Raw genomic sequence first — 19,571 nt, 5'->3', positions numbered from 1 at the left:
GGTGTCCGCGCGCCCGGATCACCGCGCGGGAACGCCGTCCTCCTCGGCTCGGTCCACGAGCCGCCTGCCGACCCGCGCGGCCGTCTCCCGCAGCCAGATGTGGGCGGCGTCATGGGTGTGCACCGGATGCCACCACAGGGCCTCCCGCAGCGGGATCGCCTCGTACGGCGGCTCCACCACCCGCACGGCGGCGATCGGCGCCATCAGGCGGGCCAGCCGCGCCTGGACCAGGGCGATCCGTCGGGTGCCGGCGACCATCAGGGGCAGCAGCTGGAAGCTGTCGACGGAGATCTCCACACGCGGCTCGATGCCGAGCATGCCCAGTTGCCGCACCGCGGGGGCGTCGTAGGTGCGCTGATAGGTGACCCAGGGCAGGCGGGCAAGGTCCTGGCGGCTGAGGCGGTCATCGATGCTCGGGTGGTCGTCCGCCACCAGGAACACCCAGCGGTCGTCGTAGAGGTCGGTGGCCGGGAAATCGCTGATGACCCCGTGCGGCATGAGCAGCCCGTCGGAGGCGCTCAGCAGGGTGGCGGTGTCGTCGACCACGGTGGTCGGGGTCTGGGTGAAGCGCAGCCGGATGCCGGGCGCCTCCTCGTGCACCACGCGGGCCAGCTCGGTGCCGAAGACGGCGACGGCGTAGTCCGACGCGAGCAGCTTGAACTCGCGGCTCTCCTCGGCCGGGTCGAAGTGGGCCTGGCTGGCGAAGAGGCGTTCCAGCACGTCGTACGCCGTCGAGGTGCGGTCCAGCAGCACCTGGCCCAGCGCGGTCAGCTCGTAGCGGCCGCCGACCCTGGCCAGCAGGTCGTCGTCGAAATGGCGGCGCAGCCGGGCCAGGGCGGCGCTCATGGCGGGCTGGCTCAGCCCGACGCGCTGCCCGGCCCGGGTGACGTTGCGCTCTTCGAGCAGCGCGCGCAGCGCGACGACGAGATTGAGATCGAGACGGGCCAGATTCACTGGACTTCCCCCAAGCGGTGCGGCGGCTACCAGGGCGAATAAACGCCGTGGATGCAGATCATCCATGAGATCTATTTCCCTGATCGCGGGTGCGAGGTCCAGATTAGTCACACCGCAATCAGGAGGACATGTCCGTGAAACCTGAACCCACGTCCGCACTCTTCGCCGGACCGTTCGCCCTCGCCACCCTCTCGGCCCCGGACGGACCGGAATTCCCCGCGCTCGTCACCCCCGACGGCCAGGCTCTCGATCTGCGGGACGCCTTCGGCGACGAACGGCTGACCGCGCTGGACGTGCTGGACCGCTGGGAGACGGCTCTGCCGCAGCTGCGCGCGCTCGCGGCCGACACCGGCCTGGCCCGCACCGCCGTCGCGGACCTGCGCGTCCACGCACCGGTGGCGCCGCGCCAGGTGTTCCAGTCGGGCGCGAACTACCGGCAGCACGTCATCGACCTGCACGTCGCCCACCGCGCACCCGGTGACGAACGGCCCGAGAGCGAGCGGCGCGCGGAGGCCGCCGAGATCATGGACCGGCGGGCCGCCGAGGACCTGCCGTACGTCTTCATCGGCCTGCCGACCTCGATCACCGGCCCGTACGACGACGTCGTCCTGCCCGGGTGGGCCGAGAAGCCGGACTGGGAACTGGAGTTGGCGGTCGTGATCGGCAAGCCGGCCCACCGGGTGCCGGTGGCACAGGCGCCGGAGTACATCGCCGGTTACACCATCGCCAACGACCTGACCGACCGGGCCACCGTCTTCCGCCGGGACATGCCGCAGATCGGCACCGACTGGCTGCGCAGCAAGAACGCCCCCGGCTTCACCCCGCTCGGCCCGTGGATCGTCCCGGCCGAGTCGATCGCGAACCCGGACGACCTGCGGGTCACGCTCAGGCTGAACGGCGAGACCATGCAGGACGAGTCCACCAAGGACATGATCTTCAAGGTCGCGCGCATGGTGTCGTACGCCTCGCAGACCGCGCGCCTGCTCCCCGGCGACCTGGTGCTGACCGGCAGCCCGGCCGGCAACGGCATGCACTGGGGCCGGCTGCTGCGCGACGGGGATGTCATGGAGGGCTCGGTGACCGGGCTCGGTGTGCAGCGCACCCGATGTGTGGCGGAGGTCGCGCCGTGACCCTGGACCGCCACGATCCCGAGGGATCGATCGCCGAGGCCGCCAAGGCGTACTCGAACTGGGGCCGTTGGGGCGCGGACGACCGGCTCGGCACCCTCAACTTCCTCGACGAGGCCAAGCGGCGCGAGGGAGCGGCACTCGTCCGACGGGGTGTCAGCTTCTCCCTGTCCCAGTCCTTCGACATGAACGGCCCGCAGAAGGGCTGGCGGCGGCGCACCAACCCGGTGCACACCATGCTGGACACCGGCACCGACGCCGCCCTCGGCAATCAGGGCTTCCCGCACGGCATCGGCGGCGCCGACGACGTGATCGCGATGCCGTTGCAGTGCTCCACGCAGTGGGACGGGCTCGGGCACATCTTCGACCACGGCAAGGCGTGGAACGGGCGGGCGGCCGAGAAGGTCGTCACCTCCGACGGTGACCTCGTCACCGGCATCGAGCACATGGCGCCGTACGTCGCCGGGCGTGGCGTGCTGCTCGACGTGGGCCGGGTGATCGGCGTGGACGGCGAGCTGCCCGACGGGTTCGCGATCTGCGAGGAGCACGTGACGGCGACGGCCGAGGCGCACGGGGTGGCCGTCGGACGGGGCGACATCGTGCTGGTGCGCACCGGGCAGCTGGCGCGGGCCCGCCGCGACGGCTGGGGCGACTACGCCGGCGGACCGGCGCCCGGCCTGTCGTTCACCACGGCCGGCTGGCTGCACGGCACCGAGATCGCCGCGATCGCCACGGACACCTGGGGTTTCGAGGTCCGCCCCAACGAGTTCGAGAACGCCTTCCAGCCGCTGCACCAGGTCGCCATCCCGAACATCGGCCTGCTGATCGGCGAGCTGTGGGATCTGGAGGCGCTGGCCGAGGACTGTGCCCGCGACGGCGTGTACGAGTTCTGGCTCACCGCCGCCCCCCTCCCCATCACCGGCGCGGTCGGTTCCCCCGTCAACCCGATCGCCGTCAAGTAACACACGGAACAAGGGAGTTCCCACATGAGCACAGCCCGCACGGTCCTGGTGATCGGCGGTGGCGCCGCCGGCAACGCCGTGACGGTCCTTCTGCGCCGCGCCGGCCTCACGGTGGACCTGATCGAGGCCAAGGAGGACTGGAACGCCACCGCCGGCTCCGGCATCACCCTCCAGGGCAACGCCCTGCGTGTCCTGCGTGAACTCGGCGTCTGGGACCGGGTCAAGGAGTCCGGCTTCGGTTTCGGCTCGGTCGGCATCACCGCCCCCGACGGCACCGTCCTGCACATCGCCTGGGACCTGCGCACCGGCGGCGACGATCTGCCCGCCACCGTCGGCATGCAGCGCCCGCAGCTTCAGCAGATCCTGATCGACGCCGTGCGTGGCAGCGACGCCTCGGTGCGGCTCGGCACGACCGCCGAGATCGCCGGCCAGGACGCGGACGGGGTCTCGATACGGTTCTCCGACGGCAGCGAGGGCCGGTACGACCTGGTCGTCGCCGCCGACGGCCTCGCTTCCTCGACCCGCGCGGCGATCGGCATCGGCGACAAGCCGGAACCCACCGGCATGGCCATCTGGCGGATCGCCGCCCCCCGCCCGGCCGGCGTGATCCGCACCGACCTCGCCTACGGCGGCCCCGCCTACATCGCCGGCTACTGCCCCACCAGCGACACCACCCTCTACGCGTACGTCGTCGAGGCCAACCGCGACCGCTCCTCCATCCCACCGGAGACGTACGCGGACGAGATGCGGCGCCTCGCCTCCGCCTACGGCGGATTCTGGCCGGAGATCACCGCGCACATCACCGACCCGGCGAAGGTCAACTACACCTGGTTCGACCGGCTGCTGGTGGAGGGCTCCTGGCACCGCGGCCGGGTGGTGCTGATCGGCGACGCCGCGCACTGCTGCCCGCCCACCCTCGCCCAGGGCGCGGCCCTGTCCCTGGAGGACGCGTGGGTGCTCGCCCAGCTGCTGACCGCCTCGGACACCTGGGACGACGCCCTCTTCCAGGCGTACTACGAGCGGCGCGTCGCCCGCGTCCGCCCGGTCGTGGAGGCGTCCGTCCAGATCGGGCAGTGGCAGCTCGACGGCGTCCGTGACGCGGACGTTCCCGGCCTGATGGGCCGCACCATGACGATGCTGCGGGAGCTGCCGTGAGCGCGGCCCCCACCGTGGACGTCCACGCCCACGTGCTGCTGCCCGAGGTCGAGGCCCTGGTCGCGGGCCTGCCGGGTCTGGCGGAGGCGAAGGCGCTGGATGCCCGGCGCAACGGTCCGGCGGCCCTCGCCGTGAGCGGACCCATGGTGCGCGAGCGCATCCCGCGGCTCACCGACGTGAACGTGCGCCTGGCCTCGATGGACGCCCAGGGCGTGGACGTCCAACTGGTCAGCCCCTCCCCCTCGCACTACCACTACTGGACCGACGAGGACACGGCGGAGAAGGTGTACCGGCTCGCCAACGACGCGACCGCGGCGCACTGTTCGGCCTCGCCCGATCGGTTGCGCGGGCTCGGGCTCGTGCCGCTCCAGCACCCCGATCACACGGTACGAGCCCTCGATCACGCGCTGGAACAGGGCCTGCTGGGCGTCGAGATCTCCAGCCACGCCCCGGGCCGGGAGCTGTCCGACCCGGCGTACGAGCCGCTGTGGTCACGGGCCGAAGAGACGGGCGCGATCCTCTTCCTGCACCCCTTCGGCTGCACGCTCGACGAGCGCCTGGACCAGTGGTACCTGTCCAACACCGTCGGACAGCCGGTGGAGAACGCGGTCGCGCTCTCCCACCTGATCTTCTCCGGTGTCCTGGACCGGCACCCCGGCCTGAAGCTGATCGCGGCGCACGGTGGCGGCTATCTGCCCACCCACATCGGCCGCTCCGACCACGCCTGGTCCGCCCGTTCCGACGCGGGCGCCGGCTGCGCCCACCTGCCCAGCAGCTATCTCGAGCGGCTCTACTTCGACTCCCTCGTCCACGACCCGTACGTCCTGCGGGAGCTGATCCGGGTCGCCGGCGCGGACCGGGTGCTGCTCGGCTCCGACTTCCCCTTCGACATGGGTGCCGAGGACCCGGTCGGCGCGCTGCGCGCCGCGCGCCTTCCCGACACCGACTTCCACGCGGTACGTGGCGGCAACGCCGCCGCCCTCCTCTGCAAGGAGTGACACCATGAGCGCACGTCTGCTCACCCACCTCCGGCACGTCGACCTCGCCGTGCCCGACTACGACAAGCAGCTCGACTTCTACGCCGGCGTCTGGGGCCTGACCAAGGTCGCCGAGGACTCCGGCATCTCCTTCCTGGCCGCCGAAGGCTCCCCCGAGCAGTACGTGGTCCGGCTGCGCAAGGCCGAGGAGAAGCGCCTCGACCTGGTCTCCTACGGCGCCGCCTCCGCCGCCGACGTGGACACGCTCGCCGAGCGACTCCTGGCGGGCGGGGTCCAGTTGATCACCCGGCCGGGCAAGGTGGACACCCCCGGCGGCGGCTACGGCTTCCGCTTCTTCGACGTCGACGGCCGCACCATCGAGGTCTCCGCCGACGTCGCGGTCCGGCAGCACCGCAAGATCGAGGAGAAGGAGGCGATCCCGGTCAAGCTGAGCCACGTCGTCCTCAACTCCCCCGACCTGAACCGGACCAGGGAGTGGTACGAGCGCCACCTCGGCTTCCGCCTCTCCGACACGCTCAGCTCGCCGCACATGGGCGAGGTCATGCACTTCATGCGGATCTCCGACCAGCATCACTCGATGGCGCTGGCGAAGGGCCCGCACACCGCCCTGCACCACGTCTCCTTCGAGATGCGCGGCATCGACGAGTACATGCGCGGCTCCGGCCGGGTGATCCGCGCCGGGTTCAAGAAGATCTGGGGCCCGGGCCGGCACATGGCCGGTGACAACACCTTCACCTACTTCCTCGACCCGCACGGCAACACCGTCGAGTACACCACCGAGTTGGAACTGCTCGACGAGGACACCTGGCACCCGCACGTCTACGACTTCTCCCAGCCCGAGGTCACCGACCAGTGGGGCACGGCGAACCCCATGAACGAGCTGGTCGCCAAGGAGTCCTTCAACGACCCCGACCGCGGCTGCTTCGTCGCCCCGCCGGTCTGATCCCACCCCACCGCTCCCGGGGGCGCGGCCGGCCCTGTCACCCGCCCCGACTCACGTCCCGCCGCGCCCTTGGGCCCAGCCTGCCCGGAGCCGCACCATGCGTTTCGCCGCCTACGAACACCATCACCGCCGTCGCGTGGCCGTCGTGGAGGAGAACGGCACCCTGCTGCCGCTGCCCGGCGTCACGTCGCTCACCGACCTGCTGCCGGAGTCCGGCGGTCTGCCCGGCCTGCTCGCCGCGGGCGCGGCTGCGCTCGACGTCCCGCCCGGCCCGCACGTGTCGGAGGTCCGGCTGCTGCCTCCTGTGCGACCCGCCTCGGTCCGGGACTTCGTCACCTTCGAGGAGCACGTGGAAGGCGTACGGCGCTCCGTGGAAGGCACCGGCGGCGTACCGGAGCAGTGGTACGCCGCTCCGACCTTCTACTTCACCAACCCGCACGCGATCCACGGCCCGCACGACGACATCCCCGTGCCCCCCGGTTCCGCGGTCCTGGACTTCGAACTGGAGGTCGGCGTGGTCATCGGCCGGGAAGGACGTGACCTCACCCCGGAGCAGGCCCGCGACCACATCCTCGGCTACACCGTCTTCAACGACTGGTCCGCCCGCGACCTGCAGTCCGCCGAGATGAGGGTCGGCCTGGGCCCCTGCAAGGGCAAGGACACCGCCACCACGCTCGGCCCCTACCTGGTCACCGCCGACGAACTGGAGCCGTACCGGGACGCCGACGGTTTCCTGCGGCTGGCGCTCACCGCGGAGGTCAACGGCGAGGTCGTCGGCCGGGACCTGCTGTCCAACATGAGCTGGACGTTCGAGGAGATGGTCGCGTACGCCTCCCGTGGCACGCGGGTGGTGCCCGGTGACGTCCTGGGCTCCGGGACCTGCGGCAACGGCGGCTGCCTCGCCGAACTGTGGGGCCGGCGCGGCGAGCAGAGCCCACCGCCGCTGAAGCCCGGCGACACCGTCACCCTCACGGTGGAGGCCATCGGCACGGTGTCCAACACCGTCGTCCCCGGCGCGGACCCGGTGGCCGTCCCCACCGGCCGGCGCCGGCCCCGGGAGCGGCCGTGAGCGACCTGCACGTCAAACGGCTGTTCGGCAAGGTGGTCGTGGTCACCGGCGCGGCACGCGGCCAGGGCGCCGCCGAGGCGGAGGCGCTGACCCGGGAGGGCGCGCGGGTGATCGCCACCGACGTACGGCCGGACGGCGACTGCCGCCGCCTCGACGTGACCGGCGAACAGGACTGGGCCGACCTCGCCGCCGAGCTGAAGGAGGCGTACGGGCGGATCCACGGGCTGGTGAACAACGCGGGCATCACCTGGCGTGCCCGTGTCGGCGACGTGCGGGCCGAGGACTTCGACCGGGTCCACGCGGTCAACGTCACCGGGCCGCTGCTGGGCATCCAGCACCTGGCCCCGCTCATGCCGCCCGGCTCCTCGATCGTCAACGTGGGCTCCTCGGCGGCCCTCACGGCCCACTACCCGGTCGCCTACACCGCCAGCAAGTGGGGGCTGCGGGGGCTGTCCAGGACGGCCGCGCTCGAACTCGGGCCGCGCGGCATCCGCGTCAACACCATCCACCCCGGCTACATCGAGACCGGGATGACCGCCTCCGCCGCGCCCGCCTTCCGCGAGGCCAACATCCGGGAGACCCCTCTGGGGCGCACGGGGACCGTCGCCGAGGTCGCCCCGCTGGTCGTGTTCCTGCTGTCGGACGAGTCGTCGTTCATCACCGGTGCCGACATCCCGGTCGACGGGGGGCTGACCGCGCACGGCGGCGTGAAGTCCGTCTCCGACGCCCTGCGCGAGGGGCCGTCGTGAAGCGGCTGGAGAGCAAGGTGGCCCTGATCCCGGGCACCGCACGCGGCCGGGGCACGGCCGCGGCCCCGCGGTTCGCGGCCGAGGGCGCGCTCGTCGTCGGCGGCGACCTGCTGCACGAGGAGGCCGTCGAGACGCAGCGACTCATCGCCCGCGAGGGCGGCACGGCCCTCACTCCCGGCCCACTGGACATCACCGACGGGGACGCGGTCCGGACCTGGGTCGAGGAGGCGGCGGACGCCTTCGATGGGGTCGACATCGTCTGCGCCGACGCGGGCGCCGTCCGTTTCGGGCCCGTCGACAGCCGGCCGCACGACGACTCCGCCTTCATCCTGCGCGCCGGGCTGGACTCGGTGCGGCTGACCGTTCGGGCGGCTTGACCGCACCTGATCGCCCGTCGCGAGCGGACGCAACCCCGGCCGATGCGGCACCGGTTCGGTCAGGACGAGTTGAGCTGTACCAGCTGACGCGGTACCCAGGAGCAGGCGCTGATGATCGTATCGGGGAGGGCATGTACATGCAGCACATCGGTAGGAGTAGACGAGTAGTCGCGCGAGCGATGGCCGCTGTCGTGGTCGCCGCCCTGATGAGCAGTTGCTCGTCGGACGATCCGGCGCAAGCCAAGCAGTGGCAGCAGGAGTACTGCACCGAGCTGGGCTCCTGGCAGGACGCCAAGCGCACCGTGGCAAGCAGCGCGGCAGACGCCGGTGGCGGACAGGATGTCGGGTCGCCTGAGTCGGACAACGTGGAATCAGCGGGTCGTGCCGCCATCGCTGCCTCGAAGAAGCTTGACCGGGAAGGCATCGAACACGGCGACAGCCACATCCTCGACGACACCGTCAACGCGGTGGGCGGCGACATCGGCGCCGAGGGTCGTGCCGTGTCCTACTGCGACGGCTCAGGCTTCGAGACTTTGGTCGATTCGGCCGGCTGAAGCGGCTCAAGCGTGTCGCCGCGGATGCGGGCGCGTTCTGTGTCCTCGCCGATGTCCGCTCGGCCCGTCACGGGACCACGTCCGGAGTTCCTGAGAGAACCACCCGGTCCCGCGAGCGCTGAAGCCGTTGCACACGGGCAGGCTCCGCGCTCATGGGCACATGACCTCTTGGGCGGGCGACCTACGCCGACGCACCGGGCTGACGTGCCACAGAGGCGGCGTCGGGTGGGCGTCGAGGTGAGGTGGCCGATCCCCGTCCTCGACGTCCGCCCTGCCTGAACGGAACGCCCCAAGGCGACGCAACCGTGGGCAGTCGACCGCCTCCCGGGCGGCTGTGGAGATGGCCGGCTGCACGTGGTGGTGTTCGCAGGTCGGACCAAGCGTCTCCGCACCGTCCGGTACGGGGAGCCGGGCCGGGTCGGAATCGTGGGCGAGCGCGAGGTCGGCGCCACCTTGGGAACGAGGTCCGTGCACCGCTCGTCCGTGGCGCACCGCATACAGCAGACGGCCCCTCCTCCGGACAGGAAGGGCCACCTGATCATGGTCGTCTCCGCATACGCCGGCGGCTACGCGGGATCCAGCACGGGCCTCGCGGGGAGCCCGCCGTTCTTCTCGCAGCGCAGTTCCTTGGCCATGGCCAGTGAGAAGGAGTGGGCCACGGTCGCGTAGGCGTCCTTCAACGCCTCGACGTTGCCCTCGGGCTCCGTCGGCATGCCCCAGCGCTCCACGCCGATCACGATGTGGGCCGGTGTCGACGAGCCGGCCAACCTGGCGCTCCGGCACGCGAAAAAGACGTACGCCTTGTCCGCCGCCGCCACGGCTCGCTCCCCCATCTTCAGCACGGTGAAGTTCGGGGCCGGGGCACCCGTCGGGGCGCCGTCTTCCAGATTCCAGGTGATTCTGAGTTCGAAATCCGGCGTGCCGATGGGCGTGTAGACACGGCAGACGTCCTTGGTCACGGTGGGGGTCGGGAACGTCTCGACAAGGTTTGCCGCGGCCTTGATGGTGTACCTCTCTGCCGACGCCTCGAACCGCGGCGACCCCGTTATCACCTTCAGCGCCCGGGACGCGTCGGCGGACACGGCATTGCCACCGCAGAGTTGTGTCCCCGCCACGACCTTGTAGTCCTTCGGAACTCCGTCCTTATCTCCGTCCCCTCCACAACCGGTGGCCCCGAGAAACAACGAGCCGGCCACGGCCGCGGAGAGGAGTCCCCCGGGTACTGACCTACGACTGATCACTGTCCGCATCCTTACGTGTCCTCGGCCGTCCACCGCTCTCAGCCGGTCTCCGGGTCGTTACCCTGCTGGTTCTCCCGGTCGTTGCCGACCCCGTAGCCGATCAGCATCGATTCGTATAGGTCCTGCCTGAACACGCTGTCCTTGCCAATATCGTGACGCTCCAGGAACTCCCCCATCGGGGCCTCGGCCATGCTCTCACCGGCGGAGTAGATCCTTTTCCTCTCTACCTGGGTAAGGTCCTCCATCTTCTCCTTGTGCTCGTCCACCGAGTTGTCGGAGATGTCGCCGACCATCTGGCTGATGACCTGTTCGGCAGCACCACTGGCGGTGTCGGTCGCCAGCGGGATGAGCACCGCGGCCGTGCCCACGGCCGCGGTCGCGGGCAGGAAGGCGACGCCCGCCGCGAGGCCCGCCGTGGCTCCGAACTCGACCCAGCCCGCCCGCTTGGCGACCGCCTTCTCGTAGTCCTCGTGGGTCTTGAGGTTCGTCGCCTCCACCTGGTCGGCACGGGACTGGTCGAGCATGCCCTGCACCTCGGCGCCCACGCGCACGGTCGCCCTGGCCCTGGCCTCGACCTCCTCGGTGATCTTTCCGTCCGGGCCCACGGTCTCTTCCAGCGCGCTGCGGGTGTAGACCTGCTCCGCGGTCGAGAGCGTCGCGTAGGCGTCCGGGTGCTGTCCCAGGGTGCTGAGGAAGCCCCGGACGACGCTCCGCCCGTTCCCGTCCACGGTGTCCGCGAAGTCGAGGTGCCCGTCCGGGTTCTTGCCCGGCGCGAACACGCTGTCCGGGTCGTTCTTGGCCAACGCCCAGTTGATGTCGTCGATGTAGCCGGCGCCCATGACGCCCAGGCTGTCGGCCATCGCCTCGTGGTGCTCCTTGAGCAGACCCGGGTCCGCACCGTACTTCTCCATGACCTTCTGCATGACCGCGGCGTTGTCCGCGTCCCGCACCACGCCGGCGTCCGGGTGCCCGGCCGGGTAGCCGAGGGTCGCTGCCTCCAGGGCGTGGCCGAGGGCGTCGGGCATCTGGTCGAGCGACGCCTTGTTCTCCTTCTCGTCGGAAGAGTTGACGTCGGGGAAGGACTCCCACTTCTCGTTGCCGAAGAAGTCGAGGTAGTTGTCGATCGCCTCGCCGTCCTTGTTCTTTCCGAGGTCGGCCGTGGCACCGTGGTTGACCGTGCCGTCCTCGTTGTACGCGGTCGGGGGGTCGGCGAAGAACTTCTTCGCCGCTACCGGACTGTTGCCGAGCGCTTCCAGCATGGCGGTGGCCGGGTCGTAGCCGGCCCCGTTCACGCCCGAGGGGTTGAACGGGTTCTTGAACGGACTGTTCACCACCTTGTTCTCGGCGAACATGTCCGGATGCTTCGCGTGCAGCTGCGCCACGTGTTCGGCGATCGGGTTGAGGAACTTCGCGTCGTAGTTCCCGTACCGCATGATCCCGCCGAGCAGCTGGTATCCGAACGGCCCGCCGTAGTCGTGCTTGGCCAGCGGAATGCGCTCCGTACCCAACTTGCGGAGCTCCGGGCCCCACTTGTCGGTGAATTCCTTGTCGTGAGAGGCGGTGGCCAGGTTGAGGCCCAGGTTCTTCTGCAGCTCCTGGACGTCCTTGAGGCGCACCGCGTCGACCTTGCCGTACTCGTACGTGTCCCTGGAGAGCTGGCCGAAGAACGCGAGCGACTTCTCGGGACCGAGCTTCTCGTAGAAGTCTTTGGCGAACTCCACCGACGAACTGTTGTCCTTCAGCAGCTCGTTGAGCTGCTGCAGTTCGGCGTGTGTGATGTCCTGGCCCTTGGCCGCCAGAGCGGCGGCGCGGGCGGCTTCCTCCTGGTCCAGCTTCGTGTATGTCGGAGCGCTGAAGTCCTTGCGGTCGGTGACGTTGGCCTCGAGGGTGTTCTTGAGGGCGAGGTCGGTGTCGTTGCAGTTGTCGACGATGAGGTCGATCCTCTTCTGCCACGACTCGATGTTCCGCCTCTCCTCCTGCAGAAGCTCGCTGTAGTCGGGGTCGTGCCGCGCCGCGGGGATCTCGGACAACGGGTTCCGCGCCGTGACCTTGCCGTTGCCGTCCACGCGGATGCCGGCCGCGGGTCCCTCGTGGTCCCGGATGTTGACCAGGTCGTCCTTGGCCTTCTTGATGGCCGCGTAACCCTCTTCCAGGATCAGCTTCACGCCCTTGGCCTCGGCCGCGGCGTCCGCGAACTCCTTGACCGTCTTACCGATGAACGCCTTGGTGACCCCGGCGTTGACGCCCTCCCAAGCCGCTCTGTCCGCCTTTGCCTTCATCCCGTCGGCGGCGTCGGTGGCGAGCTTGTCCAGCTTCCCCGCCATCTCCGACCAGTCGTCGGCGGCGGCCTTCAGCTTCGCCACCGGGGCGTCGATTATGTCCTCGTACTTCAGCATGGTGCGCGCTCCCCCGAGCCCTATTTCATGTATTCCGTGAGCACGGATACCCGGGTCAGATCTCCCTCGATCTTCGCCTCGTCCTTGGCGTGCTGGGCCTTGCTGTAATCGAGGTGATTCGAAATCTGCGCGCAGGCGTCCAGCAGCGTCTTCAGGTGGGTCTGCCAGAAGTCATGCACCTTCAGCACGGCCGAACCGCTCGCGAAGTTCCCGTTGGTCAGCGCCGTCGCCGCGTCGAACGTGGAGGAACGGGCGATGTCGCCCTCCTTCGCCAGCCGACCCAGCAGGTCATACGCGTCATTGCCGATAGCGCCGAGGTCGTCCCGATTGACCACCAGGTCGTTCCCGCCACCACCACCTCCGCCGCCGTCGGCCGGAATGCTGTTGATCTGCATGGCAGTCCGCTTGGCCGCCGCCGCGCGCAGTTCTGCCCATTCTTGCTCGAACGTCATGAATTTCCCCCAAGTCCATCCGGGCAGGCCACTCCACCGTACTCGCGCGGCCACCGACCTGATCACCTGTCTCTTGTATCATCACCCGCCCACGGGCGGCCGGTAGTTGATTCCCCGGAGCCCGGACGACAACTACCGGATTACGGCAGCGTCATGCCCCGTCCAGCCGGCCACCCCGCCTGCCCGAAGCCGGCAGAGCGACTCCAGAACACGAGGCTGGATCGCCTCCACCCGCAGGGGCGGCTGCGGGACATCGGCTGCCTCGTGCGCAGACTCACTCCCGGCTCCGGGGGCTTTGGAGCTGCCGCTGCGCCTGGCCTGGTCCGTGTCAACGCCCGGTTCCGCTCTGGTCACGAACAAGCCGGAAATGCGTGAGGGCTGGGCACGCAAGCTCCCCACGTCATCGGCGTCAGGTATCCGGGAACCAGGCCGACAGACGCTTGGCAATGGCCGGTACATCGATGTTGTCCTGCGCGACTTCCTCGACGAACGGGCCGGCAACGGAGACGGGCGGCGGGACGGTACTGGCACTGACGCCGTTGAACCGCAGGAAGACACGCATGGCGAGCCAGGCGGTGCGCTTGTCGCCGTCGATCAGCGCGTGATTGCGGGCGACGGAGTGCAGCAGTGCCGCAGCCTTCTCGTGCAGCGTGGGATACAACTCGGCTCCGAACATGTTCGTCCGGGGTCGCTCGATCGCCGACACCAGAAGGCCCATGTCACGCACGCTGTGCTCGGTGCCGTTGACCGTGCGGGCGATTGCCAGGATCTCGTCGATCTGGATGTAGCGCACGTCCGTCACTTGAGGTAGTCCAGGATCTCCGCATCGCTGTCCATGAGCTCGGCCAGAACGTCATCGACCTTCAGCTCGGCCCGGTTCTGGGCGTCACGGATGGCCTCAATGGCAAGTTCCTGCTTGCTGCGGCCCTCCCGACGAGCCCGCTCGGTGAGCTTCGCGTCAAGGTCGTCGGGGAGTCGAAGTGTCATCGCCATGCAGAGATGATACCAGGCCGGTATCAATTGGCAGGTCGGGCCGCGCTCTCGGCTCCGCGGAGCGTGGGACCAGGCGGCCGCTCGCGTCCCTACTGCGGAGGCGCAGTAGAGACCTCCATTTCAAGCGCCATCCGAGCGTCAAGGATCTCCGCAAGAGCCACTTGAAGGCGTCGCCGTCACAAGCGCCTCGCTCACGAATTCGCAGGTCGGAGAGCCCTCAAAGATCAATCGTCCGCTCGAACCGCTGCACGGAGGGAAACAGGTCGAGCAACTCACCAGGGCAACGAACCGCAGGTCAGGCACCCTTGCCCGCAGGCTCCAGAATCGCCACGCACTCCACGTGCGACGTCATCGGAAACAGGTCGAACGCCCGCAGCGTCCGCACCCGGTACCCGCCCTCCCGGAAGTACCCCAGGTCCCGGGCCAGCGCGGCGGGATCGCAGGCGACGTAGGCGATGCGGCGGGCGTCCAGGGAGGCGAGGTGGGCGACCGTCTTGCGGCCGGCGCCCGCGCGGGGCGGGTCGAGGACGATGAGGTCGACCTCCGTGATGCCCGTGCGCGGCAGGACCGACTCGACCTTGCCCTGCTCGATGCGGACCCGCGGGAAGTCGGCCAGGTTGTGCCGCGCGTCCTCCACCGCCCGCTTGCCGGACTCGATGCCGAGGACCGCGCCCTTCTCGCCGAGGCGGTCGGCCAGCGCACCCGCGAAGAGGCCGGCGCCGCAGTAGAGGTCCAGGGCGGTTTCGCCCTTGCGCGGGAGGAGGCCCTGCATGACCGCCGTCACGAGCGTGTCCGCCGCCTTCGGGTGGACCTGCCAGAAGCCGCCGCTGCCGACACGGTAGGTACGGTCGTCCGCGCGCTCGCGGACGAAGGGGCGGCCGTGGACGCGGTGGACACCGCCGTCCTTCTCGTCGACGCGCATGACCGACACCGGCTTGTCGAGTTCCACGATCGGCAGCCGCGCGCCCGGCCTCGGCGTCAGGATCACCTGGCGGTCCTGCGAACCCGTCGCGGCGATCGCCTCCACCGACTCCATGCCGGTCCAGTCCCGCTGCTCGATGCCCAGCTCGCTGACACCCTCCGCCGCGATCATGCAGTGGTCGATGCGCTCGACCTCGTGCGAGCGGTGGCGGCGCAGGCCCGCGTGGCCCTCGGCGTCGACGGCGTACTGCACGCGGGTGCGCCACTGCGGGACCTGGCCGGCCGGCAGCTTGTCGCCCTCGGCCGGCACCACCGTGCCGTCCCAGCCGGCCTCCTCGGGCGTGAGGCCCGCGAGCCGCTTCAGCTGCTCGGCGATCACCTCGCCCTTGAGGCGGCGCTGGGCGCCCGGCTTGGCGTGCTGCCAGTCGCAGCCGCCGCAGCGGCCGGGGCCGGCGAAGGGGCAGGGGGCTTCGATGCGGTCCTTGGAGGCCTCGAGGATCTCCACCGCGTCCGCGCGCAGGAAGCGGGCGCCCTCCTCGCCCTCGGTCACTCGGGCCACGACCCGCTCGCCGGGCAGGGCGTGCCGGACGAACAGCACCTGGCCCTCGGAGGTACGGGCGATGCAGTGGCCGCCGTGGGCGACGGGGCCGATCTCGACCTCGTACTCCGTGCCCACCAGAGACTTCGTCGGTTCTGCCTGCATGGTGGGGTGACTCCAGATCGAGGAGGAGACTCGGGTGAGCCTCGGGGAAGGGACTCGGCTACGAGAACGGCCGCACACCGGTGGGCCGGACAACAGCCCACCAGTCTACGGCCTCCCCGCGGGGGCTCAGTCCTGGGCCGCCGACGACTCCTTCGGCCGTTCCACCGCCGGTCCACGCCGGACCGCGCCCGGCGCGCTCCACTCCTGCCGCTTGCGGGCCCGCTGCTTGGCCGCCTCGGAGGACTGCAGCTGGTAGGGCACCGAGGTCACCATGACGCCCGGTGTGAACAGCAGGCGGCCCTTCAGGCGCAGGGCGCTCTGGTTGTGCAGCAGGTGCTCGTACCAGTGGCCGACCACGTACTCGGGGATGATCACGGAGACCGCGTCGCGCGGGGACTCCTTGCGTAGGCCCTTGACGTACTCGATCACCGGTCGGGTGATCTCGCGGTACGGCGAGTCCAGGACCTTCAGCGGTACGTCGATGCCGCGCCGCTCCCACTCCTCGCGCAGTGCCTTGGTCTCGGCCGGGTCGACGTTGACCGTCAGCGCCTCCAGGGAGTCCGAGCGCATCAGCTTGGCGTAGGCCAGGGCGCGCAGCGTCGGACGGTGGATCTTGGAGATCAGGACGACCGAATGCACCCGGGACGGGCGGACCATGTCGTCGGCGGGGCCCTCGGGGGCCGCGATCTCCTCGGCGACGCGGTCGTAGTGCTTCCGGATCGCGGTCATGGTCGCGTAGAAGATGACCATGCCGAGCAGGGCCACCCAGGCGCCGTGCGTGAACTTGGTGACCAGGACGACGACCAGCACCAGGCCGGTGAAGAAGGCGCCGAACGCGTTGATCGCGCGGGAGCGGATCATGTGGCTGCGCTCGGACGGGTCCTTCTCGACCGCGAGGTGGCGGTTCCAGTGCCGGACCATGCCGGTCTGGCTGAGCGTGAAGGACACGAACACGCCGACGATGTACAGCTGGATCAGGCGCGTGGAGTCGGCGCCGTAGATGAAGACCAGCAGGGCCGCGGCGCCCGCGAGGAGCACGATGCCGTTGGAGAAGGCGAGGCGGTCGCCGCGGGTGTGCAGCTGGCGCGGGAGGTAGCGGTCCTGGGCGAGGATCGAGCCGAGCAGCGGGAAGCCGTTGTACGCCGTGTTGGCCGCGAGGAACAGCACCAGGGCCGTGGCGGCCGCCAGCAGGACGAACAGGAAGCTGCCCTTGCCGAACACCGCCTCGGCGACCTGGGAGATCACCGGGTTCTGGACGTAGCCGGAGCCGACCGCGCTGCCGTTGTGGATCAGGTCGGTGGCCGGGTGCTCGGCCATGCGGACCTTCGTCGTCATCGCGAGGGCGATGATGCCGCAGAACATGGTGACGGCCAGCAGGCCCATCAGCGCGAGCGTGGTCGCGGCGTTCTTCGACTTGGGCTTGCGGAAGGCCGGGACGCCGTTGGAGATGGCCTCCACGCCCGTCAGCGCGGCACAGCCGGAGGAGAAGGCACGCAGCAGCAGGAAGACCAGCGCGAAGCCCGCGAGGCCCTGGTGTTCGGCCTTGATGTGGTAGTCGGCCGTCGGGGCACGCATGGTGTCGCCGAGGATCAGGCCCCGGAACGCGCCCCACGCGATCATGATGAAGACGCCGCCGACGAAGACGTACGTCGGGATCGCGAAGAGCTTGCCCGACTCCCTCACGCCGCGCAGGTTCATCAGCGTCAGCAGCACGATCACGGCGGTCGCGCAGAGCACCTTGTGCTCGACCACGAACGGGATCGCGGAGCCGAGGTTCTCGATGCCGGAGGCGATGGAGACGGCGACGGTGAGGACGTAGTCCACGAGCAGGGCGCTGGCGACGGTCAGGCCGGCCTTGGGGCCGAGGTTGGTGTTGGCCACCTCGTAGTCGCCGCCGCCGCTCGGGTACGCGTGCACGTTCTGCCGGTAGGAGGCGACCACGGTGAACATCAGCACGACGACCGCGGCGGCGATCCAGGGGCTGAAGTGGTACGCCGACACGCCCGCGATGGACAGGACCAGCAGGACCTCCCCCGGCGCGTAGGCGACGGAGGACAGCGGGTCGGAGGCGAAGACGGGGAGTGCGATGCGCTTCGGCAGGAGTGTTTCGCCCAGCCGGTCACTGCGCAGTGCGCGCCCGATCAGGATCCGTTTGGGCACGTCGGTCAGTTTGGACACGAGAGAGGATCGTAAGCCTTCGAACTGGCAGCCGCCCAGTCGCCGTCCCGTATCTGCCCCACGAGTGAACTCAAGCCACACAAGACCTGCGGATTCCGTGCCGGACCCGCCTTCCGTGCCTAGATGGCAAATCCCGCCTGTCCTCGCACCTCGGAGGTTCCATGCCCGCGACCGCTGAGCTGATCGGGGCCACGGTCGCCCTCGTCGGCCTCGGAATCCTGACCCTGTTCAGCGTGCGCAGCATCACTCGCCGGTGGGCGCGGTCCATGATCGGCGACGGGGAGCGGCGGCCCTGATCGGGCAAACCCGCGTACGGGGGGTGCCCGCCCCGAACCGCCCGTGTGTAGCTTTGGGCGTCGGTCTGAGACCCTGATGCTGAGCAGCAACTTTTGGACACCGGAAGGACGGTCGTGCACATCGTCATCATGGGCTGCGGAAGAGTGGGTTCCGCTCTCGCCCAGACCCTGGAGCAACAGGGCCACACGGTCGCCGTGATCGACCAGGACCCCACCGCCTTCCGCCGGCTGGGCCCGGGATTCGGGGGCCGCCGGGTCACCGGGGTCGGCTTCGACCAGGACACCCTGCGCGAGGCGGGCATCGAGGAGGCCGGCGCCTTCGCCGCCGTCTCCAGCGGTGACAACTCCAACATCATCTCCGCGCGCGTGGCCCGCGAGATGTTCGGTGTGGAGAACGTGGCCGCCCGCATCTACGACCCCCGCCGCGCCGAGGTCTACCAGCGTCTGGGCATCCCCACCGTGGCCACGGTCCGCTGGACCGCCGACCAGATGCTGCGCCGTCTGCTGCCCTCGGGCGCCGAGCCGCTGTGGCGCGACCCCACCGGCGGTGTCCAGCTCGCCGAGGTGCACGCCTCCCCGAAGTGGGTGGGGCACAAGATCAGCACATTGCAGGAGGAGACGGGCGTCCGGGTGGCGTTCCTGACCCGCCTGGGCGAGGCCATCCTGCCCACCTCGCAGACGGTGCTGCAGGAGGGCGATCTGGTGCACGTGATGATGCGGACGGACGACGTGGAGAAGGTCGAGGCGGCGTTCGCCGGGGGCCCGGAAGAGGAGGGCGGTCACTGATGAGGGTCGCCATTGCCGGTGCCGGCGCCGTCGGCCGCTCGATCGCGGGCGAGCTGCTGGAGAACGGCCACGAGGTCCTGCTGATCGACAAGGCCCCGACCGCCATCTCGGTGGAGCGGGTGCCCCAGGCGGAGTGGCTGCTGGCCGACGCCTGCGAGATCACGTCCCTGGACGAGGCGGCGCTCCAGCGCTGCAACGTCGTCATCGCCGCGACCGGCGACGACAAGGTGAACCTGGTCGTCTCGCTGCTCGCGAAGACGGAGTACGGCGTCCCGCGCGTCGTCGCCCGGGTGAACAACCCCAAGAACGAGTGGCTGTTCAACGAGGCCTGGGGCGTGGACGTGGCCGTGTCCACCCCGCGCCTGATGTCCGCCCTGGTCGAGGAGGCGGTGAGCGTCGGCGACCTGGTCCGGCTGCTGCGCTTCAGCCACGGCGACGCCAACCTCGTCGAGCTGACCCTGCCCGAGGAGTCGGCCCTGGCCGGCACCCAGGTCGGCGACGTGGAGTGGCCGCAGGACACCTCCCTGGTCACGATCATCCGCGGCACCCGCGTGCTGACCCCCTCCAAGGAGGACTCCCTGGAGGCGGGCGACGAACTGCTCTTCGTGGCCGCGCAGGCCCGGGAGGAGCAGCTGGAGGAGCTGCTGTCGGTGCGGCGCGAAGACGCCTGACGCCTTTCGGCGGTACGACGTGAGAGGGCGCCCTTGATGCCAAGGG

At 70.0% G+C, this 19,571-nt stretch carries 20 protein-coding genes; 12 read left to right on the top strand and 8 right to left on the bottom strand.

Annotated elements, in window-relative coordinates:
* Positions 1 to 18: 18 nt before the first annotated feature.
* Complete coding sequence (locus ACGFRF_RS32280; protein WP_393746046.1) at positions 19 to 954, bottom strand: LysR family transcriptional regulator; 936 nt, start codon at positions 952 to 954, stop codon at positions 19 to 21.
* A gap of 128 nt (positions 955 to 1,082) precedes the next feature.
* On the opposite strand from ACGFRF_RS32280, the gene ACGFRF_RS32275 reads away from it, so the two are divergent.
* The 9 genes from ACGFRF_RS32275 (at position 1,083) to ACGFRF_RS32235 (ending at position 8,888) form a co-directional block, all read left to right on the top strand.
* Positions 1,083 to 2,084, top strand: a complete 1,002-nt coding sequence (locus ACGFRF_RS32275; RefSeq protein WP_393746044.1) for a fumarylacetoacetate hydrolase family protein — start codon at positions 1,083 to 1,085, stop codon at positions 2,082 to 2,084.
* Positions 2,081 to 3,043 carry a cyclase family protein gene (locus tag ACGFRF_RS32270; protein ID WP_393746042.1) on the top strand — a complete coding sequence of 321 codons (963 nt, stop codon included), beginning with the start codon at positions 2,081 to 2,083 and terminating at the stop codon, positions 3,041 to 3,043. The genes ACGFRF_RS32275 and ACGFRF_RS32270 overlap by 4 nt, the downstream gene beginning before the upstream one ends.
* A 24-nt stretch (positions 3,044 to 3,067) precedes the next feature.
* On the top strand, positions 3,068 to 4,198 hold the full coding sequence (locus tag ACGFRF_RS32265; protein WP_393746040.1) for an FAD-dependent oxidoreductase: 1,131 nt from the start codon (positions 3,068 to 3,070) through the stop codon (positions 4,196 to 4,198).
* Positions 4,195 to 5,196 carry an amidohydrolase family protein gene (locus tag ACGFRF_RS32260; protein WP_393746038.1) on the top strand — a complete coding sequence of 334 codons (1,002 nt, stop codon included), beginning with the start codon at positions 4,195 to 4,197 and terminating at the stop codon, positions 5,194 to 5,196. The genes ACGFRF_RS32265 and ACGFRF_RS32260 overlap by 4 nt, the downstream gene beginning before the upstream one ends.
* 4 nt (positions 5,197 to 5,200) lie before the next feature.
* The gene (locus ACGFRF_RS32255) at positions 5,201 to 6,139 is read left to right on the top strand and encodes a VOC family protein (RefSeq protein ID WP_393746036.1); all 939 of its coding nucleotides are present in this window, start codon (positions 5,201 to 5,203) and stop codon (positions 6,137 to 6,139) included.
* Positions 6,140 to 6,236: 97 nt separating this feature from the next.
* Positions 6,237 to 7,208, top strand: a complete 972-nt coding sequence (locus ACGFRF_RS32250) for a fumarylacetoacetate hydrolase family protein (RefSeq protein WP_393746034.1) — start codon at positions 6,237 to 6,239, stop codon at positions 7,206 to 7,208.
* A complete protein-coding gene (locus ACGFRF_RS32245) occupies positions 7,205 to 7,957 on the top strand; it encodes an SDR family NAD(P)-dependent oxidoreductase (protein ID WP_393746032.1) in 753 nt (250 codons plus the stop codon). The genes ACGFRF_RS32250 and ACGFRF_RS32245 overlap by 4 nt, the downstream gene beginning before the upstream one ends.
* Complete coding sequence (locus ACGFRF_RS32240) at positions 7,954 to 8,334, top strand: SDR family NAD(P)-dependent oxidoreductase (RefSeq protein ID WP_393746030.1); 381 nt, start codon at positions 7,954 to 7,956, stop codon at positions 8,332 to 8,334. The genes ACGFRF_RS32245 and ACGFRF_RS32240 overlap by 4 nt, the downstream gene beginning before the upstream one ends.
* A 179-nt stretch (positions 8,335 to 8,513) precedes the next feature.
* Complete coding sequence (locus ACGFRF_RS32235) at positions 8,514 to 8,888, top strand: hypothetical protein (protein WP_393746028.1); 375 nt, start codon at positions 8,514 to 8,516, stop codon at positions 8,886 to 8,888.
* Between the two features lie 566 nt (positions 8,889 to 9,454).
* Here the strand turns inward: ACGFRF_RS32235 and ACGFRF_RS32230 are convergent.
* From ACGFRF_RS32230 to ACGFRF_RS32200, 7 genes are all read right to left on the bottom strand, one after another.
* Positions 9,455 to 10,138 carry a hypothetical protein gene (locus tag ACGFRF_RS32230; RefSeq protein WP_393746026.1) on the bottom strand — a complete coding sequence of 228 codons (684 nt, stop codon included), beginning with the start codon at positions 10,136 to 10,138 and terminating at the stop codon, positions 9,455 to 9,457.
* A gap of 29 nt (positions 10,139 to 10,167) precedes the next feature.
* Positions 10,168 to 12,525: a hypothetical protein gene (locus ACGFRF_RS32225; protein WP_393746024.1), complete on the bottom strand. Its 2,358-nt coding sequence runs from the start codon at positions 12,523 to 12,525 to the stop codon at positions 10,168 to 10,170.
* Between the two features lie 20 nt (positions 12,526 to 12,545).
* Positions 12,546 to 12,977 carry a hypothetical protein gene (locus ACGFRF_RS32220; RefSeq protein ID WP_393746022.1) on the bottom strand — a complete coding sequence of 144 codons (432 nt, stop codon included), beginning with the start codon at positions 12,975 to 12,977 and terminating at the stop codon, positions 12,546 to 12,548.
* 409 nt (positions 12,978 to 13,386) lie between these two features.
* Positions 13,387 to 13,779 (bottom strand): type II toxin-antitoxin system death-on-curing family toxin, encoded by a 393-nt coding sequence (locus ACGFRF_RS32215; RefSeq protein ID WP_393746020.1) that lies wholly within the window; start codon positions 13,777 to 13,779, stop codon positions 13,387 to 13,389.
* Positions 13,776 to 13,970: a ribbon-helix-helix protein, CopG family gene (locus ACGFRF_RS32210; RefSeq protein ID WP_037672007.1), complete on the bottom strand. Its 195-nt coding sequence runs from the start codon at positions 13,968 to 13,970 to the stop codon at positions 13,776 to 13,778. Before ACGFRF_RS32210 ends, ACGFRF_RS32215 begins: the two co-directional genes overlap by 4 nt.
* Before the next feature lie 295 nt (positions 13,971 to 14,265).
* Entirely contained in the window at positions 14,266 to 15,594 is a 1,329-nt protein-coding gene (locus tag ACGFRF_RS32205) for a class I SAM-dependent RNA methyltransferase (protein WP_393746018.1), read from the bottom strand.
* A gap of 126 nt (positions 15,595 to 15,720) precedes the next feature.
* On the bottom strand, positions 15,721 to 17,772 hold the full coding sequence (locus ACGFRF_RS32200) for an APC family permease (protein WP_393746016.1): 2,052 nt from the start codon (positions 17,770 to 17,772) through the stop codon (positions 15,721 to 15,723).
* A 161-nt stretch (positions 17,773 to 17,933) separates the two neighbouring features.
* On the opposite strand from ACGFRF_RS32200, the gene ACGFRF_RS32195 reads away from it, so the two are divergent.
* From ACGFRF_RS32195 to ACGFRF_RS32185, 3 genes are all read left to right on the top strand, one after another.
* The gene (locus tag ACGFRF_RS32195; RefSeq protein WP_393746078.1) at positions 17,934 to 18,068 is read left to right on the top strand and encodes a hypothetical protein; all 135 of its coding nucleotides are present in this window, start codon (positions 17,934 to 17,936) and stop codon (positions 18,066 to 18,068) included.
* A gap of 114 nt (positions 18,069 to 18,182) precedes the next feature.
* Positions 18,183 to 18,854, top strand: coding sequence for an NAD-binding protein (locus tag ACGFRF_RS32190; RefSeq protein WP_392074965.1), 672 nt, complete (start codon positions 18,183 to 18,185; stop codon positions 18,852 to 18,854).
* Positions 18,854 to 19,525, top strand: a complete 672-nt coding sequence (locus ACGFRF_RS32185; protein ID WP_393746013.1) for a potassium channel family protein — start codon at positions 18,854 to 18,856, stop codon at positions 19,523 to 19,525. The genes ACGFRF_RS32190 and ACGFRF_RS32185 overlap by 1 nt, the downstream gene beginning before the upstream one ends.
* The last annotated feature ends 46 nt before the right edge of the window (positions 19,526 to 19,571 follow it).

The organism is Streptomyces sp. NPDC048521 (genome assembly GCF_043199855.1).
Lineage (GTDB): Bacteria > Actinomycetota > Actinomycetes > Streptomycetales > Streptomycetaceae > Streptomyces.
Note: the sequence above shows the minus strand (reverse complement) of the source record. Positions and strands in the feature narration are given on the sequence as shown.